The organism is Candidatus Accumulibacter contiguus (assembly GCF_012940005.1).
GTDB classification, from domain to species: domain Bacteria; phylum Pseudomonadota; class Gammaproteobacteria; order Burkholderiales; family Rhodocyclaceae; genus Accumulibacter; species Accumulibacter contiguus.
In genome coordinates, this window is record NZ_SPMX01000035.1 from 1 (window position 1) to 23,180 (window position 23,180).

General features: G+C 62.0%; 18 protein-coding genes and 3 pseudogenes. 8 read left to right on the plus strand and 13 right to left on the minus strand.

Annotated elements, in window-relative coordinates:
- Positions 1-204: 204 nt before the first annotated feature.
- From cas2e to cas3, 8 genes and pseudogenes are all read right to left on the minus strand, one after another.
- A pseudogene (gene cas2e, locus E4Q08_RS12745) lies at positions 205-503 on the minus strand (type I-E CRISPR-associated endoribonuclease Cas2e).
- Positions 475-1,368 (minus strand): type I-E CRISPR-associated endonuclease Cas1e, encoded by an 894-nt coding sequence (gene cas1e, locus E4Q08_RS12750; RefSeq protein ID WP_169070658.1) that lies wholly within the window; start codon positions 1,366-1,368, stop codon positions 475-477. Before cas1e ends, cas2e begins: the two are co-directional and overlap by 29 nt.
- On the minus strand, positions 1,362-2,099 hold the full coding sequence (gene cas6e / locus E4Q08_RS12755) for a type I-E CRISPR-associated protein Cas6/Cse3/CasE (protein WP_169070659.1): 738 nt from the start codon (positions 2,097-2,099) through the stop codon (positions 1,362-1,364). The genes cas1e and cas6e overlap by 7 nt, the downstream gene beginning before the upstream one ends.
- Positions 2,096-2,809, minus strand: a complete 714-nt coding sequence (gene cas5e, locus E4Q08_RS12760; RefSeq protein ID WP_169070660.1) for a type I-E CRISPR-associated protein Cas5/CasD — start codon at positions 2,807-2,809, stop codon at positions 2,096-2,098. The genes cas6e and cas5e overlap by 4 nt, the downstream gene beginning before the upstream one ends.
- Position 2,810: 1 nt before the next feature.
- A pseudogene (cas7e, locus tag E4Q08_RS12765) lies at positions 2,811-4,014 on the minus strand (type I-E CRISPR-associated protein Cas7/Cse4/CasC).
- A gap of 21 nt (positions 4,015-4,035) precedes the next feature.
- On the minus strand, positions 4,036-4,623 hold the full coding sequence (gene casB, locus E4Q08_RS12770) for a type I-E CRISPR-associated protein Cse2/CasB (protein WP_169070661.1): 588 nt from the start codon (positions 4,621-4,623) through the stop codon (positions 4,036-4,038).
- Positions 4,620-6,206: a type I-E CRISPR-associated protein Cse1/CasA gene (casA, locus tag E4Q08_RS12775; protein WP_169070662.1), complete on the minus strand. Its 1,587-nt coding sequence runs from the start codon at positions 6,204-6,206 to the stop codon at positions 4,620-4,622. The genes casB and casA overlap by 4 nt, the downstream gene beginning before the upstream one ends.
- A gap of 20 nt (positions 6,207-6,226) precedes the next feature.
- The gene (gene cas3 / locus E4Q08_RS12780) at positions 6,227-8,851 is read right to left on the minus strand and encodes a CRISPR-associated helicase Cas3' (RefSeq protein ID WP_169070663.1); all 2,625 of its coding nucleotides are present in this window, start codon (positions 8,849-8,851) and stop codon (positions 6,227-6,229) included.
- A 470-nt stretch (positions 8,852-9,321) separates the two neighbouring features.
- On the opposite strand from cas3, the gene E4Q08_RS12785 reads away from it, so the two are divergent.
- Complete coding sequence (locus E4Q08_RS12785) at positions 9,322-11,496, plus strand: 6-phosphofructokinase (RefSeq protein WP_169070664.1); 2,175 nt, start codon at positions 9,322-9,324, stop codon at positions 11,494-11,496.
- A gap of 93 nt (positions 11,497-11,589) precedes the next feature.
- On the opposite strand, the gene E4Q08_RS12790 is transcribed toward E4Q08_RS12785, so the two are convergent.
- The gene (locus E4Q08_RS12790) at positions 11,590-14,196 is read right to left on the minus strand and encodes a bifunctional aconitate hydratase 2/2-methylisocitrate dehydratase (RefSeq protein ID WP_169070665.1); all 2,607 of its coding nucleotides are present in this window, start codon (positions 14,194-14,196) and stop codon (positions 11,590-11,592) included.
- Positions 14,197-14,343: 147 nt separating this feature from the next.
- Here E4Q08_RS12790 and E4Q08_RS12795 point away from each other — a divergent pair, with 147 nt between their 5' ends.
- The 4 genes from E4Q08_RS12795 to ybeY all read left to right on the plus strand — a co-directional run bounded on the left by E4Q08_RS12795 (position 14,344) and on the right by ybeY (position 17,732).
- Entirely contained in the window at positions 14,344-14,700 is a 357-nt protein-coding gene (locus tag E4Q08_RS12795) for a hypothetical protein (protein ID WP_034913394.1), read from the plus strand.
- 191 nt (positions 14,701-14,891) lie between these two features.
- Positions 14,892-16,220 carry a tRNA (N6-isopentenyl adenosine(37)-C2)-methylthiotransferase MiaB gene (gene miaB / locus E4Q08_RS12800; protein ID WP_169070666.1) on the plus strand — a complete coding sequence of 443 codons (1,329 nt, stop codon included), beginning with the start codon at positions 14,892-14,894 and terminating at the stop codon, positions 16,218-16,220.
- Positions 16,217-17,266 carry a PhoH family protein gene (locus tag E4Q08_RS12805; RefSeq protein WP_169070667.1) on the plus strand — a complete coding sequence of 350 codons (1,050 nt, stop codon included), beginning with the start codon at positions 16,217-16,219 and terminating at the stop codon, positions 17,264-17,266. Before miaB ends, E4Q08_RS12805 begins: the two co-directional genes overlap by 4 nt.
- Entirely contained in the window at positions 17,253-17,732 is a 480-nt protein-coding gene (gene ybeY, locus E4Q08_RS12810) for an rRNA maturation RNase YbeY (protein WP_034915056.1), read from the plus strand. Before E4Q08_RS12805 ends, ybeY begins: the two co-directional genes overlap by 14 nt.
- Here ybeY and E4Q08_RS12815 read toward each other — a convergent pair.
- Both E4Q08_RS12815 and E4Q08_RS12820 read right to left on the minus strand, forming a co-directional pair.
- The gene (locus E4Q08_RS12815; RefSeq protein ID WP_034915053.1) at positions 17,699-18,550 is read right to left on the minus strand and encodes a 23S rRNA (adenine(2030)-N(6))-methyltransferase RlmJ; all 852 of its coding nucleotides are present in this window, start codon (positions 18,548-18,550) and stop codon (positions 17,699-17,701) included. The genes ybeY and E4Q08_RS12815 overlap by 34 nt on opposite strands.
- 47 nt (positions 18,551-18,597) lie before the next feature.
- A pseudogene (locus E4Q08_RS12820) lies at positions 18,598-19,843 on the minus strand (nitronate monooxygenase).
- 149 nt (positions 19,844-19,992) lie between these two features.
- Between E4Q08_RS12820 and folE the strand changes: the two are divergent.
- From folE to E4Q08_RS12835, 3 genes are all read left to right on the plus strand, one after another.
- Positions 19,993-20,637, plus strand: coding sequence for a GTP cyclohydrolase I FolE (gene folE, locus E4Q08_RS12825; RefSeq protein ID WP_169070668.1), 645 nt, complete (start codon positions 19,993-19,995; stop codon positions 20,635-20,637).
- Positions 20,638-20,790: 153 nt separating this feature from the next.
- On the plus strand, positions 20,791-21,030 hold the full coding sequence (locus E4Q08_RS12830; RefSeq protein WP_034912855.1) for a type II toxin-antitoxin system Phd/YefM family antitoxin: 240 nt from the start codon (positions 20,791-20,793) through the stop codon (positions 21,028-21,030).
- 2 nt (positions 21,031-21,032) lie between these two features.
- Positions 21,033-21,419: a type II toxin-antitoxin system VapC family toxin gene (locus tag E4Q08_RS12835; protein ID WP_308240133.1), complete on the plus strand. Its 387-nt coding sequence runs from the start codon at positions 21,033-21,035 to the stop codon at positions 21,417-21,419.
- 56 nt (positions 21,420-21,475) lie between these two features.
- Here E4Q08_RS12835 and E4Q08_RS12840 read toward each other — a convergent pair whose 3' ends face one another.
- Both E4Q08_RS12840 and E4Q08_RS12845 read right to left on the minus strand, forming a co-directional pair.
- Complete coding sequence (locus E4Q08_RS12840; protein ID WP_034912850.1) at positions 21,476-21,967, minus strand: hypothetical protein; 492 nt, start codon at positions 21,965-21,967, stop codon at positions 21,476-21,478.
- 135 nt (positions 21,968-22,102) lie between these two features.
- Positions 22,103-23,131: a hypothetical protein gene (locus E4Q08_RS12845; protein WP_034912848.1), complete on the minus strand. Its 1,029-nt coding sequence runs from the start codon at positions 23,129-23,131 to the stop codon at positions 22,103-22,105.
- Positions 23,132-23,180: the final 49 nt, after the last annotated feature.

Below are 23,180 nucleotides of genomic sequence, written 5' to 3' on the forward strand. Positions count from 1 at the left end.
GGCGCGGGGGGAAACGAATTCCCCCTTTGAAGCGGCCTACGCCGCGAGGGCCTATCCCCGCTGGCGCGGGGGAAACAGGAGCATCGGCCCTTCCCCCGTCAGCAGCCAGGGCCTATCCCCGCTGGCGCGGGGGAAACTCTTGTAGGTAACCCTATGAACCACAGGAAGAAATAATAACTTCGATTCACGTTGTTAAAAATCGTTTTATACCATTCGCCTCACCAGCCACAGGCCGTCAACCTCGACAAGTTCCTTCGGCGGCTCCCCCCAGCGTCTTGATTCCGACGCCACCGGTTTCATTCAGATCCCGCCATACGACGACGACGCTACCCTGCGGTTCTGCAGAATACCAGTCCGACAAGGTGTCCCATACGCGCCCCCCTGACTGCCGGGCTCATACGCGGCGAGATGTAGACGGTTGGCGCGACTTCCAGCATCACTGACGCCAGGAAGCCACGGTATCGGTATGCCACATCACGCGTCACTATGACTACCAGTGCCATCGTTTTCCTCCGTCCGTAGCACCAGCTTGATCTTGTCGATCATGCTGGCGATGACATCCTGTTTGCGAAACACGGTGGACGCCTCGCGGCGAACAAGGCGATCGATGGTGGTTTCGTCGCCATTGATGGATTTCTTTGCTGCCGTGAAGGCGATTGGAAGGGTCACCGTTTCCCTGAAGAGGTCGGCGATGTCGAGCACGAACGCCTGCCCTGAATCCTCATGGATGAAGCCGAGTTGAGGAATCGCCGCCAGCGCCTGCACGGCGATGGCTGCGGCTCCCTGCACGGCCGTGGCCGCGTGATTGATTCCCTGATTCGGCATGTCCGCCGCTCCGGGGTCGCCCCGGTCGTAGTGCCTTCCTTCCCAGGGGATGCCGTATTTTTCGGCCATCAGGCGATAGATCGCCTTGACCCTGGCACCTTCGATCCCACGCAAGGTATCCAGATCGCGGTGCGGCAGAACTTCTCCCAGACGCAGCGCGTACATGTGCCGAGCAATGCTGATGCGTCGGCGCGGGTTACCCCAAAGTTCCGCCTGACGCCTGGCCACGTCCGAGCGATCGGGCAACAACGGTGGCGCGGTGTAGGTTCGCACTCCATCCTGCCCCACTGCGGCCATCAGGGTTCCATGGCGCGCGAGCAAGCGAAGCGCATCGTGGGTGACGCTGCTTCCCGGCCCGAGCAGGATCATCGACACGGCCTGATGCGGCACCTGCAGGATGTAGGGAGTCAGCGAGTCCTTGCCAGCCATGAAATGCAGGCAGCCATCGATGACGCAGAGTTCTCCGCGCTCCAGCCAGATCAGGCCGTGCCGGTCGGCATGCGGAACACGGGCCGTTTCCAGACCGAGTCGTCCCTTCAGCATGACCCGGCGGGCCTGAGTAGCAACATGCCAAAACCGAAAGCCCGGTGCCGGCCGACCCCTCTTTCCAGCAGACGGTTGAAAGCTGGCGCGTCTCCGACCTGCAAGTGACCCTTGAAAACGACATCCGGCCCGGCGTTGTTGGTCGTTTTCCGCTTGCCGTTGTCGCTGCTTCCCGCTTTACGCAGGACACGCGTGAGCCGGAAGGAGTCGAGGTGGGCTTCAACAATCTGCGCTGCGCCATCAAGCCCAAACTGCTTCTCCAGCCAGTCTTTGTAGATGACGGTGCGCTGGGCAATGCTGCCGTTGCCAGCGATTTGTCCGGTGTCGACCGTGCCCTCCACGGCATGCAGATAGGCATCCCTCTCTCGCCCATCCTTGCCGCGCACCACCGGACGAATCCGTGCCTCGAAACCCAGACACTGCCCTGCCCGCCAGGCGTTAGGAAACGGGCGGGCATCCAGATGATTCAACCCCAGCGCCCGAGCTACGTCCGGCGGTGCGAGGCTGGCATTCATGCGCAGCATCCCCAGGTCGGCCGAGGTGTAAGCCAGCAGACCTTGCCGCCCGCCCAGATAATGGAACGGCTTTGGCGCCAGGTCGCCAAAAGCTGCGCTGAGCAAGGCATGCAAGGCATAGCCGTAATCGCCATCCGGCGACAGCAGCCGATGGCGAGTCGCCCAGGGAGCCAAGGCCGTGGGGTCCGGCTGCAGACGCAATAGCTGCAAGCTCATGTCGGCGATCCCGGCAAAGCGAAGCTGCCTTCGCGCACTGGCCGCCAACCGCCATGGACGCCGCTCCTCCAGTTGCGCTCGTCGCACAGATCCAGAGGGCGGTCGCCGGCAAGGGTGCCCTCGCCATCCGGCCACTGCATCCGCAGGTGCCTGGCCTTGTCGGGCAATTGCGCCGTTTGCAAGGCAGCGAGCACGTTCTCGGCTTCGTGCCAGCCAGCGAAGACGCGCCGGCTGGGCAGGCAGCTCTTGCGGCCAATGAAAAGCGGGCGGGCAGGATGGTCGAGGGCCTGTGCCAGATCATCAAGCGTCGGGGATTCGGCAGCAGGCTCAAGGCGCAGGGCGACGAGGACATTCAGGCTGGCGTGGTAGTCGCGGTAGCGCAGATGAGGCGACTTGTAGGACTCTGCCCCTCCGCGACGTTCCTCGGCCATTCCCCAGGTTGTCCAGCCCTTGTCATCCTTGCTCAGTTGCGCGGTCTGAAAATCGGTCAGACGCTGAATCTCACGATCCAGGCGTGCGCCCACCAGCAAACGGGCCTGTAAACGATCGTGCAATTCGCTTTCTTCCCGCCGATAGCCCAGGGCATTTGCCAACAGACCCGTGACCATGGACAGCGCGGGAAAGTCGCGAATCACACCGTAGTTGTCGATGGTCTCGCCGCCAAAGGCCATCAACGGTGCCTCCAGACGCATCAAGAGATGACGAGGCATTTCAGCACGCCCCTTGTTCGATGATTTCCTTTACCCAATCCGCCAGATGGCCCAGGTTCAGCCGCTCGGCGCCGGGGACTTGCACCTCCTGGTCAACGGCAAGAAAACGGCGTGACAAGGGCGCTCCATACGCGTCGTCCATGGCGCCGATTTCCCTGGTCAGCCGATCGATGGTCCGCTGGCGAATGGTGCCCTCCTTTCCATCGAGCGGCAGCGCATCATGGAAGGCGCCGGCCAGACTACGGGGCTGCCAGTCGCCGGCTTCAATCAGCATGAACTTGGCCCAGTCGAAAGGCGCGGTGGAGCCGCGCTTGGCGCCGGGGCTGACCGTGGCGATCAGGTGCAGCAAATGCTGTACGACCCGCCCGGCAAGAGCGCGACGCTCGGCTGGGGTGCCCGAGGCAAAGCAATCCTTGAAATCCTCGCCCTCCAGGTTCTGGACGAGTTGCGGCACATCGACCACGACATAGCCGTAGTACAGACCGGAGGCGAGTTCGGTGTCGAAGATGCCGGCCGACCCCAGTTCCCCGGCGTCCTGCAACAGATCGTCCACCACCGTGAAATAGTCGTTTTCCACCTGTGCCTGGTGGACGGTGAAAGCATGCGCGACGTAGACGGCCGCCTCGCGACTGGTCAACACGTCGGACGTCACCATGCGACCGAACAAGGCGGATTCGAGGCCACTACCGTGCTTCATGGCCTCGATATTTTTCTTTTCGTCTTTGCCCTTCAGCCATAGGGCAATCGTTTCCTTGAGCATTTTTTTCGTCCACATTACCACTCGCAAGTTCGACGCACCGTTGGACGAGATAGTCGATTTCAGGCTTGCCCAGCAAGACTGCCTGGCCGGTTTTCAAAGCATCTTCCCCCTTCTTTTCCTTGCCTCCCTTGTTCAGTAGACCAGCATCCCGCATGGCTTCGGCTGCGGCCTGAGCCATGACCGCCGAAACACCGCTTTCCTGAATCCGTTTTCTGATCAATTCGAGCGTGCCACGCGAGCGAATCGCCATCGGTACGTCCAGACGAGACAGGGCGAACTGGTCTTCCACTACCCGCCAATGTCGCTTCAGGCACTGCGAAGAGATGCGGGTACGGACGGCGTTGCCCAATGGTAATCGTTTGGCAAGTCCTGCATCGTCACGATTGAGCAGTGCGGCCGGGTAGGTGTGCAGGGTATGAATCTGGATGAAACGCGGGGTCGACATGGTCAGGCTCCAGTGAGTGAATCAGTGTTTGGGTTTCTTGGCTTCGGCAGAGAAGAAACTGCCGGCGATTCTCAGGCGGATGGCTTCGGCTGCTTGTTCATCGCGCCCCTGGCTGAGGATCAAATTGCCGAGATCAAACCAGTTGGGCGACTGCCCCTCCTTGCTGGCCAGCAGTCGCAGCAAACGCGGAACGAGTTGCCGGAAAGCATCACCGCGCGCAGTCAGCAACTTGGTGACGCGCGACTCGGAAACCCCCGCCGCGCTGAGTTGCTGCCCCAGGCGCCGGCTGCCATCGTGGCCGGCCAATGCCATTCCGTGGGCAATCATCGCCCAACGACGCCAGGTATCGGCTTGCCAATTTTCGGGTGCGAGATCGGCATAGACCAGCGCACGCGACAGGGCAGCGATTTGATGGGGGCGAAACTCGGCGTCGGGGTCGAGGCGTGCCAAGGCGGCATGCTCGCCGTTGTCCAGTCCATGCGCATCGCCCTTGAAACGGGCAGCCTTGGTAATGATTCTCGCCAGTCTGGAAATCGGGCTTTCCTGCTTTGGGGATAAGTTTTCAGCAAGCGGGGGCTGCTCCGGCGGACCGGCATCATGGGTGCTCATGGAAGTTCCTTGTCAATGGATCGTTGGCGAAGGTAGTTGGCCAGGTCTGGCAGCGTCTTGGGGTTCCGCAAACCACCGTGGAATCGGGATAAGGCTGCGGTCTGAGCGCGGTAGCGCTGCTCGCCGCACTGGGGTCCGGCGGTGAATGCGTGTTTCAGGATGGCTTCGGCAGCATCGGCCATCGACAACAACCATTGCAGGCGCTCGTTGTCGGGTTGCTCGGACTCCATTTCTTCGTTCAGGGCGATGAAAAAACGGGCGTCTTCGGCTTGCTCGAATGGCGCCGCTAGCAACGAAGCTTTCTTGCTGATGCTCTCCGGAATGCCTTTTGGGTCAGCTCTGGATTTGCCGCCATCCAACAACGTCTTTATCGCGTTTCTCAGCAAGAACGCAAGTTGCCCGACTGCATGAACGCGTTCTTTGGCAGTTGTTGCGAGGTGGTTACTCTGCCCTTGAAGCATCAACTTCCGGACGGTCGGCGATAGCAGTATCCGTCGCTCGTGATAACCGTCAGTGGTACTCTGCCCACCAGCGATGGCTTGGGCGACAAGCTCCAATCGCGGTCCAGTGTCTGAATGATAAACGACCTGCGCCGGAGGCTTCTTGTAGTCGGAGCCAAACGCAAGTTCCGCCATTCGTTCGTAGCTGAATCCACTTACTGATACACCGAGAGATTTGCCCTCAGCCACATGAACCGGGGTCCATAGATCTCCCGTATATCCTTTGCGAGCCTTTGCCTCGTCTTTGTATATTCTTGGCCCCTTTGTGGTGGCCCTTAACGCAGATATCCCATCCGCGGTTTGTACCAAACGCACTCTGCGGCAGACCTCGATAAAATAAGGATCAAGCTGAGAAAACGACAACCCGCTCTCGCCATCCCAAGGCAACAGCCAAAGCAAAGCAAAACCCAAGTTTTCTTTGTAACCGATGGTAAGCACGTCCGAACGATGTCCCAAACCAACCAGAACATCTCGACGCCACCTCCTTCCAATATACCCATACGGATCGACACCCAGCCCTGGTCGGCTGGAGGAGCCACCATTCATCCGGGCAATGCCGAAATTCCCGGAGCCCGGGTAAGGTGCTTGGGTTTGCAGGCTTATCAGACTAAACGCCCAGTCGTCCTGGCCAGCCGCCCGCATACGTCCCTGCTTCAAGTCGTGGTTTTTTGAGGTCACCAGCACATCCAGGCTGTCAGGCGTAGGGCGGTCGCTCGACCAGCCATCGACATTCGCTCCCGGCACCGGCGCCTGCATGAACGCGGGTCGGTCGTGCGGCGTAATCAGGCACCAGGCTGCACCATCCGGATGTTCGGGCGTGAGATCCAGGAGAGCCTGTTTCCAGGTCGCCTCGCTATCGAAAAGCTCGCTTCGCCCGGCACGGTGCAGGGCGATCGCCGCCAGTTGCACAAGAAAGGCGTGCCAAGGGTGGCGTTGATGCGGGCGCAAGGCGGGGAAGTCCCTTATCGCGTCCTGCCCGAGCGCAACGAACAGGCCGGGCAGGCTGAAGGACCGGGGCTGCCCATCAGCGACCAGCCGGGTTCGGATCAGGGGTTCATCGAGCAGGTTATAGAGGAGGGTCACGGGCAATCTCCGGCAACGGATTATTGATCCTTGAGGCGTTCAAGCCCCAGGCGGCTGTAGCGAAAAAGGGCTTCGCCCAGTCGAAAAGTGGCGCAGTCTTGCTGGTGTGCGACTGCGGTGGGTTCGGCATCCAGCGGCAAGTCCTTGGGCAGCAGGTGGTGGCGGATGGGCAATGACTTGAGCGGTTCGCCAAAGGGGCCGGGTTGTTGCAAGTCAAAGTGCACCACCCGGTCCTGCGCGCCGAGCCGGGTGCCGACTTGAACGCCTGTGGGAAATTCCTCTTCGCCAAATTCCTTTTCCACGTTCAGCGTATGCAGATGAGCGATGGTATTTTCCGCACTGGTATCTCCTTCGAGCTTTGCCGCGAGGCTTTGCCACGCCTCGCCGAGTTCGGTCTGCAAGGCTTCAAGCCGCGCTGGATGCGTCGCTGCTTCCACCAGATAGCGGTTGTCGTCGGGGATGTTCACTTCCGGCTTGTCGGCCAGCAGGCGATGCGTCGCTTCGAGGATGCGCAGGTCGTCATACACACCGCCGCCGTTCCGGTGGCGCCCGAGCCCGTTTTTCGCGTGGTCCAACAGTGGCGCCAGGTCATTCCCTGCTGGTGTCAGAATCACAACCTGTGCGATGCGATAAGTCGCTGGGCGCTCGTTGGCGTGGCGATGCAGACGACCGACACGCTGCAGCAGCACGTCCATCGGGCAAAGGTCGGTGATCAGGAAATCGGCGTCGATGTCCAGGCTCTGTTCGAGCGTCTGCGTCCCGACAACGATCAGGGCGCCACTTGGCCGCTCCTTGCCTAGGCGCAGTTCGATCTCGGCATCGAGCAGCGGCCTGTCCTGGCGGCTGAAACGGCTGTGATGCAGCGTGACCACGCCATTCACCTGGAACAACCACGCGGGGTCGGGCACCTGTGCTTCCAATGCCGCGAGGGTGGCGATTGCGGCAGGTACGGTGTTGCGAACGATCAGCACCTTGGCTCCCTGAGCGGCAGCCGCCAGCGCCAGTTCGGCAATCTGCTCGGGGGAGTCGATGATGTCGCGCGTGCTCCAGCGCACGGGCTTGGACTGCCCTGTTCTCGCTACCCGGCGCGGGCTGTGGCTATCCGAAATCGCCGGATAAGGCACATTGCACGCAACGTCGAAAGGCATCACCGGGGGCAGCGAGGAGGTCCGGCCTTGCGGAGTCAATCGGAGATAACGGCTGCGCGCGCTGGAGCCCAGCGTCGCGGAGAGCAATACGGCATGTCCGCCGCAGTTCAGGTGTGCCTTCAGCAACTGTTCGAGCAGAACCGTCATGTAGGCATCGGAAGCGTGCACTTCATCGACCACCAGCAGGCTGCGCGCCAGGGTGGCATGGCGCAGGTGGGCATGGGGAACTTGCAGGGCGCCAAGCAGTGCCTGGTCGATGGTGCCGACGGCAACCGGAGCAGCGAGAAAACGCTTGGCGTTCTCGCCGGCCCAGCGTTGCGGGGCCGCCTGATCGTCCGGGTTGTCGGCCCACAGCACCTTGAAATCGGGCAGCGCCCTGGCTTCCTGGCCATCGGCAGCGACGTAGCCGGGCAAGGCGCGCAAGGCCAGCGGCGGATTCTCCGGCCATAGGCGATCAAGAGTGTCCTGCACGCGTTTGTAGAGTTGGCTCGCGGCGACACGTGTCGGCAGGGCAAAGTAGAGGCTATCCACTTCTCCTGCGCGAAAGAGCCGCAGATATCGCCAGAGCGCGGCCTCGGTCTTGCCGCTGCCGGTTTCCGATTCAAGGATCACCAGTGGCCCAAGACTCTCGTCGCCCATGGCTGCCTGAATGGGATGTGGAGGGAACCCTTCAAAGGTTCTGGCAAAGTCAGGCTCGGTCGCGGTGAGTCGCTCGCGCCAGTCTTCGGCGTTCAGGCCGAGGGTGGTAATCGCATCGTCCGCCAGTTTCGGTGCACTCACCGCCCTTGCCTCGCCCGGACCGGAATACTCGAAGAAGCGGGTGTCCGATCCCAGCCAGTCAGCCAGTTGGACCAGGCCGGCGAACAAATGCCCGAACGCCGATGCACCGGGCAAGTCCTCCCCGTCAGCCTCGAAAGCCAGCGGATAAAGGTATCGAGCGTAGCAACCGATTTCTTTCAGGGAAACAGCAGGATCGTACGCGTTGGGAACCGCTTTCCAGATACTTCGACTCCAGTCAGCCGGGCCATCCACCAACGGTCGGCCATGGTGGCTGATGCTTGCCACCAGCAAGCGATAGCAGGCATCCCCCCAAAGCGACATGTGCTCGACAGGTAGCAGCATCATCAGACCGTCGAGCCGGTTGTCGGGGTTGAAAAGTTTTAGTCCTTCGACCCCATGCCCGGCGTGAAGCGGCCAGTATCTCGGAATATCTCGCTTATCTTTCCAGCGCTTGGCCTGGAATCCGCTATTCGCCTTGCCAACGTCATGCAGGAAGGCCAGCACCGCCAAACGGGAAATATCCTGCGATGTGAGTTGGCGCCCTGCGCTCCTTTCCATTGCACGCCGGATCGAGCGACAATGCGCCAGGCGATGAAAGCAGGCCGCCACGTCGATCATGTGATCAATCAGAGGGTGCCACCGAAGCACGCAGCCGTCGGCACCCCGCTCCAACTTCCCGAATGCCTCGCTGTTTTTCAGGACTTGGTCATCACTCATGTCTATGCATTGCCGGATCCAGTCCTTCGACTGCTGTAATTCGGGCGGCTGGGCAGCCGCCGCTTCGGTCCGGCAAGATGACTTTGTCAAATCGTTGATCGACCGAAGGAGGGAAATGATGTTTGGATATAAGCTTAATACAGAAAAGGATTTGTTGCCAACAGTATTTGACGATTCTTGGGCGCCCCCGTCTCCAGCGGGGAATCGCGGTCTGGTGTGCCTGATGCGAGGGAGTCGCCTGGTGGCGCTAACCGCTGGCTGGTCGTGGAGTCTGGAGTCCGTTGCGCTTGACCACTTTGATTCCCACCCCGGCAAGGAACCCGGATTGACCGCTGTCGACAGGGCCACCTATACTCCTCCCGGCACCAATGACCCTCCTTTCCTTCTCGAGATTGCCCACATGAATATGAACAACAAAAGTCCCCCCCCTGAGTATCGGCGTCCTCACCAGCGGCGGTGATGCCCAAGGCATGAACGCGGCAGTACGCGCAGTGGTCCGCACGGCGCTGCATCAGGGTGCCGTGGTGTACGCCATTTACGAAGGTTATCAAGGTATGGTGGACGGCGGCGAGCGCATCCGGCCACAGTTCTGGGATGATGTGGGCAGTATCCTGCATCGCGGCGGCACGATCATCGGCACGGCTCGCTGCGCAGCCTTCCGCGAACGCGCCGGGCGCCTGCGCGCCGCCCACAACCTGCTCCAGCACGGTATCGACCGGCTGGTCATCATCGGTGGTGACGGTAGCCTGAGCGGCGCGGACACCTTTCGCCGGGAATGGCCCGGACTGGTGGCGGAACTGGTGCAAAACGGACAGATCGATGAGCAGACGGCCTGCCAGCATCCGGCACTGATGATTGCCGGCCTGGTCGGATCGATTGACAATGATATGGTCGGGACCGACATGACGATCGGTGCCGACTCCGCCCTGTATCGGATCACTGAAGCGATCGACGCCATCGCCAGCACCGCCGCCAGTCATCAGCGCAGTTTCGTAGTCGAGGTCATGGGCAGACACTGTGGCTATCTGGCCTTGATGAGCGCCATCGCCGGCGGTGCCGACTACGTGCTCATCCCCGAAAATCCTCCGCCCAATGGCTGGGAGGAACAGATGTGCGGCTTGTTGCGCAACGGGCGCGCCGCTGGTCGTCGCGACAGCATTGTCGTGGTCGCCGAAGGCGCCCAGGACCGTGCCGGCAATCCCATCAGTTGCGACTATGTGCGGCAGGTTCTGGAAGAGCGACTCGGTGAGGATGCCCGGGTGACCATTCTTGGACATGTGCAGCGTGGCGGAACCCCGAGCAGCTTCGACCGCTGGATGAGCACCCTGCTCGGTCATGCCGCCGTTCAGGAGGTGCTGTCTGCAACACCGGAAAGTGAACCGCAACTGATCGGCATTCGCTGTAACCGCATTCAGCGGGTGCCCTTGATGCAGTGCGTTGAGCAGACCCGTGCCGTTGCGCAGAAGATTGCCGAACAGGAGTACTCCACGGCAATGGAATTGCGTGGCGGCAGTTTTACCGAGATGTTCGAAGTTTTCAGGGCAATTGCCGAGGCGTCACCGAGTGTCACCACGCCAAGCCAGCCCCGCCGCCTGGCGATCATTCATGCGGGCGGACTAGCGCCGGGAATGAATTCTGCCGTGCGCGCCGCGGTGCGCTTCGGCCTGGACCGCGGCCATACACTACTGGGAGTGCGTGGCAGTTTCGAGGGATTGCTTGCCGGCCGAATCGAGGAACTGACCTGGGGCGATGTTGAAGGGTGGGCCGGCCTGGGGGGTTGTGAACTGGGCACCAATCGCCATATTCCCGGCATCGAGGAACTGTACGCCGTTGCTCGTGCCATTGAAACCCATCGGATCGAAGGCCTGCTGATCATCGGCGGCTGGATGGCCTACAAGGCAGCCTATCAACTGCACAGCGAACGCGACCGCTATCCAGCCTTCAAGATCCCGATGATCTGCCTGCCGGCGACGATCGATAACAACTTGCCCGGCTCGGAACTCAGCGTTGGCGCGGATAGTGCGCTCAACGCCATTGTCACCGCTCTGGATCGCGTCAAACAATCGGCGATGGCCGCGAAGCGTTGTTTCGTGGTGGAAACCATGGGGCGCTATTGTGGCTACCTGGCGCTGATGAGCGGTCTCGCCGGTGGCGCGGAGCGCGTCTATCTGCACGAGGAAGGGGTCACGCTGAAAGACCTGCAAGCCGAGGTCGAGCGTATGGTCAAAGCCTTCCACGCTGGCCGACGGCTCTATCTGACCATCCGCAACGAGCGAGCCAACCCGCAATACACGACCGACTTCATGTGCGCGCTGTTCGAGGAGGAAGGTCGTGGCCTGTTTGATGTGCGTCGCTCTGTTTTGGGCCATTTCCAGCAAGGTGGTAACCCTTCGCCGTACGATCGCATTCTGGGGACCAGACTGGCCGCGCATTGCATCAACTTCCTGAGCGGACAACTGGCAAGCGGCTCGGCGGACGGCGCGTTCATTGGCCTCGTCGAAGGCAAGGTGACGCTCTTCCCGCTGGGCAGAATGTCTGAAATGGTCGATTGGATTCACTTTCGCCCCAAGGAACAATGGTGGCTGGAGCTTCGTCCGGTGGTCAGGGCCATGGCGCAGTCGACCCTGCAGGATAGGGAGAACTGAACGGCAAATAGGAACGGCTGGACCATCTCGTACAACGGCCCGCGCAGGCGAAGCCTGGCGGGCCGTTGAGTGGTACTACGCGACCGGGAAAGCTTACACCGTCACCGTATCCGCCACGTCACTGAACTCCTTGATCTGGTCGAAGTTCATGTAGCGATAGACGTCCGCGGCCTTGGTGTTGACCGTCTGTACCTGCTCGAGGTACTCGGCCGGCGTCGGGATTCGGCCCATCAGCGCGCAGACGGCGGCGAGTTCGGCGGATCCCAGGAAGACGTTGGTGTCGATGCCGAGACGGTTCGGGAAGTTGCGCGTCGAGGTGGACATCGCGGTACTGCCTTTCCTGATCTGCGCCTGGTTGCCCATGCACAGCGAACAGCCGGGCATTTCCATGCGCGCGCCGGACTTGCCGAGGATCGCGTAATAGCCTTCCTCGTTGAGAATCATCGCGTCCATCTTGGTCGGCGGCGCGATCCACAGCCGCGTCGGGATGTCGGTCCGGCCTTCGAGGACCTTGCCGGCAGCGCGGAAATGGCCAATGTTGGTCATGCACGAACCAATGAAGACTTCGTCGATCTTGGTACCGGAGACCGCGGAGAGCAGCTTGACGTCGTCCGGATCGTTCGGACAGGCGACCAGCGGCTCGGTGACCTCGGCCAGGTCGATCTCGATCACCGCGGCGTACTGTGCGTCGGCGTCGGCCCTGAGCAGTTCGGGGTTGGCGATCCATGCTTCCATCGCCTTGATGCGGCGACCGAGGCTGCGCGCATCCGAGTAGCCGTTGGCGATCATCCACTTCATCAGCGTGATGTTCGAACGCATATACTCGATGATCGGTTCCTTGTTCAGCGACACCGCGCAGGCCGCGGCCGAACGCTCGGCGGCGGCGTCGGAGAGTTCGAAAGCCTGCTCGACCTTGAGATCCGGCAGCCCTTCGATTTCCAGGATGCGCCCCGAGAAGATGTTCTTCTTGCCCTTCTTCTCGACCGTCAGGAGACCGGCCTGGATCGCATAGTAGGGAATCGCGTTGACCAGGTCACGCAGCGTCACGCCGCGCTGGCCGGCTTCGGCGAGCGAGCCCTTGAAGCGCACCAGCACCGATTCCGGCATGTCGAGCGGCATCACGCCGGTGGCAGCGGCGAAAGCGACCAGGCCCGAACCGGCCGGGAACGAGATACCGATCGGGAAACGCGTGTGCGAATCGCCGCCGGTGCCGACGGTGTCGGGCAGCAGCAGGCGGTTGAGCCAGGAGTGGATGACGCCGTCGCCCGGACGCAGGGCAACGCCGCCACGTGTGCTGATGAAGCTCGGCAGCTCGCGGTGCATCTTGACATCGACCAGCTTCGGATAGGCAGCAGTGTGGCAGAACGACTGCATCACCATGTCCGCCGAAAAACCGAGGCAGGCGAGATCCTTCAATTCATCGCGGGTCATCGGGCCCGTGGTGTCCTGCGAGCCGACGGTGGTCATCCGCGGTTCGCAGTAGGTGCCGGGCAGCACGCCCTTGCCTTCGGGCAGACCGCAGGCGCGTCCAACCATCTTCTGCGCCAGCGAGTAGCCCTTGCCCGGATCGGCCGGATTCTGCGGCAGGCAGAACAATGTCGATGCCGGCAGGCCGAGCGCTTCACGCGCACGCATCGTCAGGCCGCGCCCGATGATCAGCGGAATGCGGCCACCAGCGCGCACTTCGTCGAGAATCACCGGCGTCTTCAGTTGTGATTCCGCGATCACGGCACCGTTCTTCAAGGCGGTGACCTTCGATGTGGCGGCGTCGATTCTGAGTTCGATCTCGTCGCCCATGTCCATCTGGCCGACGTCGATTTCGACCGGCAGCGCACCAGCGTCTTCCATGGTGTTGAAGAAGATCGGCGCGATCTTGGAGCCCAGGCAGACGCCACCGAAACGCTTGTTCGGGACGTAGGGGATGTCTTCGCCGGTGAACCACAGCACCGAATTGGTCGCCGACTTGCGCGACGAACCGGTACCGACGACATCGCCGACATAGGCGATCAGATGGCCTTTGCTGGCAAGTGCTTCAATCTGCTTGATCGGACCGCGCTCGCCAGCCTTGTCGGGGTCGATTCCGGGACGCGGGTTCTTGAGCATCGCCAGCGCATGCAGCGGAATGTCGGGACGCGACCAGGCGTCCGGCGCCGGCGACAGGTCGTCGGTGTTGGTTTCGCCGGTGACCTTGAAGACGGTGAGTTTTTGCGCAGCCGGCACTTCGGGGCGTGAGGTGAACCATTCGGCGTCGGCCCAGCTCTGCAGCACGGACTTGGCGTTCGCATTGCCTTGCCCGGCAAGTTCCTTGACATCATGGAAAAAATCGAAGACCAGCAGTGTCTTCTTCAAGGCTGCCGCGGCGATCGTTCCGGTGGGACCGGAGAGCAGGTCGATCAGCGGCTTGACGTTGTAGCCACCCAGCATCGTGCCGAGCAGTTCGGTGGCCTTTTCCGCCGAGATCAGCGCGCAGGACTCTGCACCCTTGGCGACCCGCGCCAGGAATTCGGCCTTGACCTTGGCGGCATCATCGACGCCGGCCGGCACGCGGTAGGTGATCAACTCGACGAGAGCTGCTTCTTCGCCCTGTGGCGGGTTCTTCAGCAGTCCGATGAGTTCCTCGGTCTGCTTGGCAGTCAGCGGCAGCGGCGGAATGCCGAGCGCAGCGCGTTCGGCAACATGGGCACGATAGGATTCCAGCACAGCGACGTCCTTTCTCAGAGATTGTAACTACGGCAAAAGTGTGATTGTACTGCAAGGGGACACGCCTACGGCCCGGAACAAGCCAGGCAGCGGCGTTTTGTACAAGATCCGCTGACAGCGTGGCCTGGGCTTGTCTATAATGCGCCGATGGATCTTCCTGCAACACTCCTGTACAGCATTCTCAGCGCCATCGCCGAAGCCGCACTGGCGCCCTCCCCTGACCCGCGATTGCTGCATGAACCGATGGCCATGGCGCGGACACTACCTGAAGCGGCCAGGCAAGGGGTCTTGCAGCCACCGACCGGAGATGGTTTTCTGACCATCAGTGGCCAGCAATGGCCGCTCGCTCCGACGGCGCAGTTTCGTAATCGGCAGAACCTGCTGGTTTTGCCGATACAGATTCAGGATCCCGTCGAGGTCGTCTATCTCACCGACGCTTCCGGCGCAATCTATCGCGTCTGGATGCTGACGCCGAGCGAAGCCTCGGTGTCGCGATCGCGCTAACGGTCATGACTTTTCCAGGCGCCTCCGATCATGGAAGACATGACCGTTACCCTCTCCCCCCACCCCCTCTCCCCGCGAGTGGAGAGGGGAGATTCGTGAGTCGCTGACGCGACTTTCACATTAACGAATCAATCAATAAAACATAGTAAACATGGCCAAAAAAACTCTTCATCCGCACCTTCGGGTGCCAGATGAACGAGTACGATTCGGACAAGATGGCCGACGTGCTCGCTGCATCCGAAGACATCGTCCACACCGATACGCCCGACGACGCCGACATCATCCTCTTCAACACCTGCTCGATACGTGAGAAAGCGCAGGAGCGCGTTTTTCATGACCTCGGTCGGGTACGCCTGCTGAAACTCGCCAATCCCGATCTGGTGATCGGTGTCGGCGGCTGTGTAGCGAGCCAGGAAGGCGCGGCGATCGTCGCCCGCGCACCTTATGTGGATGTGGTTTTCGGACCGCAGACCCTGCATCGGCTGCCGCAGTTGATTGCCGACCGGCGTCGCCTGGGCAAGTCGCAGGTCGATATCTCCTTCCCGGAAATCGAGAAGTTCGACCATCTGCCGCCAGCGCGGGTCGAAGGCGCTTCGGCTTTTGTCTCGATCATGGAGGGCTGCAGCAAGTTCTGTTCGTTCTGCATCGTGCCTTACACGCGCGGCGAAGAGGTGTCGCGGCCTTTCGACGATGTCCTCACCGAAGTCGCCGGGCTGGCCGCGCAGGGCGTCCAGGAGGTGACCCTGCTCGGGCAGAATGTCAACGCCTATCGCGGCGCCATGCTGGGCAGCGGGCAGGCACTCGCCGGTGATGAGGCGGCCGACCTCGCCTTGCTGATCGAATACATCGCCGAAATTCCGGGCATCGAGCGCATTCGCTACACCACATCGCATCCCCGCGAGATGTCGGCACGGCTGATCGACGCCTATGCCCGGGTGCCAAAGCTCGTCTCGCACCTGCATCTGCCGGTGCAATCGGGATCCGATCGGGTCCTGGCGGCGATGAAGCGCGGCTACACGGCGCTCGAGTACAAGAGCCTGGTGCGCAGGCTGCGCGCTGCGCGTCCTGATCTCTCGCTGTCCTCGGACTTCATTGTCGGTTTTCCGGGCGAAACCGCCGACGATTTCGAGAAAACGATGAAACTGATCGACGAGGTCGGTTTCGACGCATCGTTCTCGTTTCTCTACAGCGCACGCCCAGGGACGCCAGCGGCCGAGCTTGCCGACGATACGCCGCAATCGCTCAAGCTCGAACGTCTGCTGCGCCTGCAGAAGCGCATCGACGAACTGGCGCAGGCGGTTTCGGCAGCGATGGTCGGCAGCGTCCAGCGGGTGCTGGTCGAAGGCGTGTCGAAGAAGGACTGCCGGGAACTGGCGGGGCGTACCGACAATAACCGCGTCGTCAATTTTGCCGGTGAGGCTGGCGGAAACACGCCCCTCCTCGACCGCTTCCTCAATGTCCGCATCACTTCCGCCATGCCGCACTCGCTGCGCGGCGAGATCGTCGGGGAAACCGCATGATCAACACACACGCTTCCGAACAGGCTGCTGCATACCACTCGCCGCCGAAAAGCCGGGCCACCGAACTGCTGCTGTCGCCAGTCAACAACAAGCAACTGGCCAATCTGTGCGGCGCCCTCGACGAGAATCTGCGCCAGATCGAGACCGCCCTCGACGTTTCGATTGCCCGCCGCGGCGAACGTTTTACACTGCGCGGCGAAGCCGGACAGCGGGCGCGCGCCTCCGAGGCGCTGCAACAATTCTATGCGCAGGCCAAGGACACCTTGTCGGTCGATGACATCCAGCTCGGCCTGATCGAACTGCTCAACCGACCGGTACGCCACATCGCGTCGGGCGGCGGCCTGGCGCCGGCGCTGCTGACCCGCAAGACCGAGCTGCACGGCCGCACACCACGCCAGATCGAATATCTGAAGCACATCCAGGAACACGACATCACCTTCGGCACCGGCCCGGCTGGTACCGGCAAAACCTATCTTGCCGTCGCTTCGGCGGTCGACGCCTTCGAACGCGAACTGGTGCAGCGCATCGTGCTCACCCGTCCGGCAGTCGAGGCCGGCGAGCGCCTCGGCTTTCTGCCGGGTGACCTTGCACAGAAGGTCGATCCCTATCTGCGACCGCTCTACGATGCGCTCTATGATCTGATGGGCTTCGAGCGTGTCGGCAAGCTGTTCGAACGCGGCGCGATCGAGATTGCACCGCTGGCCTATATGCGCGGCCGCACCCTGAACCACGCTTTCATCATTCTCGACGAGGCGCAGAACACGACGCCCGAACAGATGAAGATGTTCCTGACGCGCATCGGCATCGGCGCCAAGGCAGTGGTCACCGGCGACGTCACCCAGATCGACCTGCAGCGTGGCCAGAAGAGCGGCCTGATCGAGGCCCGCCAGATCCTCAGGGAAGTCCGCGGCATCGCCTTCACCGAGTTCCTCAAGGAAGACGTCGTGCGTCATCCGCTGGTGGCGCGCATCGTCTCGGCCTACGAAGCGCACACCGCTGCGCTGGAAGCCCACGCAGCCGCGCCGGCCGGGCATGGCGAAGCGTGAGCGGCGGCTGCAGGTCAGCGTACAGTACGCCGGTGACTGGCCGGACCTCCCCAGGAAATCGCAGGTTCGTCGCTGGGCACGTGCCGCTGCAGTCCCTTGCGGCGGTGGCGGACAGATCACCGTACGCTTTGTCGATGCCGACGAAGGCCGCAGCCTGAACCGTACCTACCGGTCCAAAGACTACGCGACCAACGTCCTGTCCTTTCCCTATCAGCAGGAACCCTCGCTCTGCGGTGATCTCGTGCTCTGTGCGCCGGTCGTTGCGATCGAGGCGAGCGCCCAGGGCAAGTCGCTCGAAGCCCATTACGCCCATCTGATCGTCCATGGCATGCTGCATCTGCAGGGCTACGACCATGAAACGGGCAAGAAGGAGGCCCGGGAAATGGAAAACCAGGAGCGCCGGGTACTGGCTGCGCTGGGATATCCAGACCCCTATCGGGCTGAATCCCGACTTTCGAGCGTGTAAGCCGCTTCCGCATCCTGCCCGAGCAGCTCGACCAGACAGGGCATCACTTCCTGCAAGGTTGCTTGCAGGGTCCATGGTGGATTGATCACGAACAGACCGCTGCCGTGCATCCCGAAGCCGTCGCTGGCTGGCGTTCTGACACGCAGTGTGACCTGCAGCCAGCAGCTTGCCGGCAGGCGCTTCAGGCGCGGCGGCAAAGCGTGCGCTTCAAGCCGGGTCAGTTGTGGATACCACAGCAGGTAGGTGCCCTCCGGAAAGCGTGACAGGCATTCTCTGAGCGAATGCACCACCCGATCATAATCGCGCCGCTCTTCGTATGACGGGTCGATGAGGACCAGCGCTCGCCGCGGCGGCGGCGGCAACAAGGCCTTGAGGGCCGCCAATCCGTCGCTTTCCTCAACGATCACGCGTTTTCCGAAAGTCGAGAAATTCTCCCGCAGACGCAGCACGTCCCGACTGTGCAGCTCGAACAGACGCGAGCGGTCCTGCACCCGCATCGTCGCCAGCGCGAAGGAAGGCGAACCCGGATAGATTTTCAGGCGGCCATCGGGATTGATTGCGCGCACCAGTCCGAGATAATCCTGCAGGGCCGACGGCAAATCCTTCCTCCCCCACAACCGTCCGATACCGTCCCGATACTCGGCCAGCTTGGCCGCATGCCCGGAATCGAGCGCGTAAGACCCCGCCCCGGCGTGCGTATCGACATACCAGAAGGCGGTGTCCTTCTTCCCGAGGTAGCGTGTCAATTGCACCAGCACCAGATGTTTGAGGACATCGGCGTGGTTGCCGGCATGGAAAGCGTGACGATAGCTCAGCATCGGTCAATCTCCCTTCGCGGTGGCGGCTGCCGCAACACCCGGCGGCACTATGCCGGCACCGCGATCTTGCCGTCGGTACTGAACTGATAATCGTGGAAGATGTGCTCTGCGCTCAGCAACTGGTAACTGCCGTCCAGCAAGCGCCTGGAAGTGTCCTTCAGACGGTACGCATAGTGGCCACAGGTCCAGCAATCAAAGTTGCGCATTTGCGTACACAGACAGGTCTTGTCGCGGACCACTATTTTTTTTGACGCCGGGATTCGCTTCCACCTCACGGTTGTACGCGCTGATGTACGAACAATTGCCGGTACTGTCGAGAAGATAGCCGTAGGCCTCACAATTGGGTCGAATTCCGTCGCCGATCGCCGGACTGTTGCTCAACATGCGCATCGGGTAGCCGGTCGGGGAAATCTGGTTGACCTCGATCTGGTCTTCGCTGGCCTCGAAATAACGTTGCTTGACGTCTTCCGGCAAGCCACATTCCTTCGACACGGTAAAGCGCGTCGCCACCTGGACGGCAGCCGCACCGCTTTCGAGAAACGACACGGCATCGCTGCCGGTAAAGATCCCGCCCGCCGGAATCAGGGGAATATCGAGTTGCTCGCTCTGCAGATAGTGATGAATCTCGGCGAAGATCGTCGCCAGATCGTAATTCGCCCAGTCCATGCCGAAACCCAGGTGTCCTCCGGCCAACGGTCCTTCGACCACCACATAGTCGGGAAGTCGCTTGCAGCGGGCGGTCTTGCGCAGGAACAGCTGCAGCGCGCGCAGGGAGGAGACGATGATTCCGAGCTTGGCATCGCGGAAACGTGGATGCTCCTCGATCAGCGCGAAGGAGCCGAGGTGCAGGCCGGCGGCGAGCGTGATGCCGTCGATGCCGGCGTCGAGCGCTGCCGCCATGCGCACACGCAGCGTCTCGCGCGGGGCGTTCATGGTCAGCTTCTCCATGCAATTGACGAAAATCAGGCCCTCGCCACGCTTCGCTTCCATGGTCCTGCCGACGTGCATCTGGGTCGCCTCGGCGAGTTGCCCGAGATCGAAGCGAACCATCGATTTGTCGGTATTGGCGACGTTGAATTTGTACTGCCTGAGCTTGTCCTTGACGAACTTGGCGTTGAAGCGCCGATCGGCAACGGTATTGATCATGGCATCGGAAATATGTCCGATGCCGCCGAGTCGAGCGGCTTCGAGCGCCAGTTCGGCGGTCGAAATATCGACACCCATGCCACCGATCACGATCGGCACCAGTTCCTTGTTGCCAAACTGCAGACGGAAATCATCAACGCTCTTCATGCGTGTCCTTCCCAATGGTCATGAAACCCAAGCCCGGCATTATCGCTCATCAACGGCCTCCATGGCCCGCTGCAGCAAACGAAATCGCGATCAGCATCGCCACGCACGGCGTATGATCACCCTCCCCCCATGCACACAGGAAGCATGCCATGTCTGACTGCAGCCAACACGACCCAGCACCCGTATCCGCAAGCGAGATCGGCATCCCGCGCCAGCAGGCCTTCGACCCGGCCGCTTTCGAGCGCGCGGTCGGCGATCTGCTGACCGCCTGCGGGATTGCTCCGGACGCCACGCACATCGGGCGAACCCCACAGCGTGTCCGCGAACTCTGGCAGCGCCGCCTGCTCGGCGGTTACGACCTCGACCCGGCGACCGCGCTCGGCGACGGCTTTGCCGATCTGCGCAGCGACCTGGTGGTGGTGCGCGGCATTGCCGTGCATGGCGTCTGCCCGCACCATCTGGTGCCTTTTCGCGGCGTCGCGCATGTCGCCTACCTGCCCGGCGGTCGCCTGCACGGCTTTGGCCGCATCGCCCGCCTGGTCGACGCGATTGGTCATCGCTTCACCTACCAGGAATGGATGACCCGCGACATCGCCGACGCGCTGATGCAGCACGGCAAGGCACGAGGTGCGGCCTGCGTGGTCGAAGCCGAGCAGTTGTGTCTGCTGCTCGGTGAAGACCGGCGCGGCGACGAGCGGGTGATCACCCAGTCGTTCAGCGGAGAATTCGAGCGCTCGACGCAGTTGCGCAACGAGTTCCTGCGCGCCATCGCCGGCGGCCGCCGCAATGACTGAAGCGTCCGGACAGCCGGTCAGTGTCAACACCAGCGGCGGCGTCCATGCCGCCAGAACCACCTCTTTGAAAGATTACAAAGATCTTGTCAGAACTTTCTGGTTTGACTAGTCTGGTTTGACTAGACTAGTCAAATCAATTTCTGGAGCAAGCGCATGCAAACCGTCAGCCTGTTCGACGCCAAAACCCATCTCTCGCGCCTGATCGATCAGATCGCCACGGGCGCAGAAAACGAGATCGTGATTTCCCGCAACGGCAAGCCGGTGGCGCGCCTCGTGCCGATCCAGGAGGATGTATCCCGTCGCATCGGACTGGCGCGGGGCGAGTTCGAGGTACCCGAGAACATCGACACACACAACGCCGAAGTGGCATCGTTGTTCCTCGGCGGACAGTAATCGTGCGACTCTTGCTCGATACGCAGATTGTCCTGTGGGCGCTGACCGGGTCCGCCCGGCTGGGTGCCATGGCGCACGACCTGATCGCCGACCCGGGGAACGAAATCTATGTCAGTGCCGCTTCGATCTGGGAAATTGCCATCAAGCACGCACTTGGGCGCGGCCAAATGCCGGTGAGCGGAGCTCGTGCTGCCGAGCTGTGCGCCGCAGCCGGCTACCGGGAACTGCCAGTAGCCTGGCGGCACGCCGTCGTGGTCGAAACCCTGCCGCCGCGGCATGCCGATCCGTTCGACCGGATTCTCGTTGCACAGGCTACTGCCGAGCCCATGCGGCTGCTGTCGCGCGACGCCACCGTGGCGAGCTACGGCGCAATCGTGATGGCGGTTTGATTCGGGTACGCGGGAGCGCGGCTCAAGCCACCGTCCCGCTGACGGCAATGCCAAAACTAGCGGTCGCCAAGTCGTTCCGCGTTGCTCTTGACCTGACGTAGAATCGGCCGCAATCCTTCCTCGACGACCGCGCCAGCGCGGCCCCAGAGCTGATACCAATTCACCGCGAGACCGGTCAGGGCGCTGCAAAACGCTGCCTGGCGGGCGCTGAACTCCGCGGGGCTGCGACTGCTGGCGAGCGCCAGGGCACTGCCGGCGACTGCCGAGCTTGCCGCAGTGCTCTCGCTCACGAACTGCTGCACCTGGCTCGGGATCGCCGAGAGCATGGCGACCGCGGCCTCGATCGGCACCGTCAGCTTCTCCCTGGTCATCAGACCCATTTCGTTCCAGTCATGCGGGTCACGCCGCATGGCGCCGCGCAGCAGACCGTTGCTGCGTTCGCTGATCACCTCCAGCGAACCGACGATCAATTCGCTGCTCTGCCGCCCCAGCCGGGTCCATTGCAGGACTGGCGAAAGCAGTTGGTCACGGAGTTCCTCTTGAGTCATTCTGACGCTCCTCGGCGTATGGCGGACGTGAAAACACACGTCCAATGTCCTGGTTTGTAATGCACCCTGCTGTGGACGGCGCCAGCAAGCCGCGGCGCGGCGCACATGCCTTCGCCGCAAGCTGCCGGGCAAGCCTCAGAGATAACGCGCGGCATCGTCAAAATTGATCTTTGCCGGGGACGGCACCTCGCTGCGTGCGACGCGTGCGAGCACGAAAGCCCGCCGCACCTTCTGGGCACCCGTCAGCTCCGCGATGGCGAAATCGATCTCGGCGGCCATTTCATTGCTTGTTTTCTCGGTCACGACGTTCATCGTGGTCAGCCGCAACTGCTTCTGCTCGACGCGCAGATAGCGGCCAGGGTTTTCCAGTACCGCCTGCAGACATTCGAGTTCTGCTTCCAACGCCGTTTCGCCGCCACCTATGGCTTGCAGTTGCCGTTCGTTGTCCAGTAATTCTGCCTCCAGCCTGGCTTGCTCACCACGTGCTGCCGGCTGTGAGCCAAACATTGAACCGAGGCCCGGTCCCTGTTGCTGCAGCAGGCGCAGGCGTGCCCGGATCAGCGCACGGTTGCCCTCCAGTTCCTGTCTTTCGACGCGTTCCTCGCCGATCTCCGACAGGGCCTGTGCCAGCAGGTACTCGAAAACCTGTACCCCCACGACACGCCGCAAGCGGGATTCGTCGCGACCACAGAGATGTGCGCGATGGTCCGAGAAGCTGACGCTGGTTTGCACCACATCACGCTGCACCATCTCCCCTTGCAGCGCCATCCCGAAGGTTCGCTGCTCGTTGAACGCCATGCCGAGGACCAGGCAAGCCTCATCGAGTTCGGGGAATTTGTTGAACAGGGTGCGCAGATTGTCGGATCGCCCGAGCACCACCGGGATATCCGTCGGCGCGACAAAGAAGGCCCGCAAGGCCGGATCGGCCGACCAGATCGTCGCCGACAGGGTGTGCACGCTGGGCAGCGCCTGTACCAGGGTGCGGAGGAATTCGATGGCCGTCTCGACTGCCGGAGTCAGGCGGCGGTGGCAGGAAGGCAGCACCGCCAGACGCGGGTTGGTCAAGGTGATCGCCTTGTCGACCGCCGCTCGCACCATTTCCTCGGAGACACCATCCGGGTCGAATTGCGCCGGCCGGTTCTTGAACCAATCGAGAATGCCCATGTTCACCTCCCGCAAAGTTCTGGCTGCACCCTCTCCGCACCGACGGGAA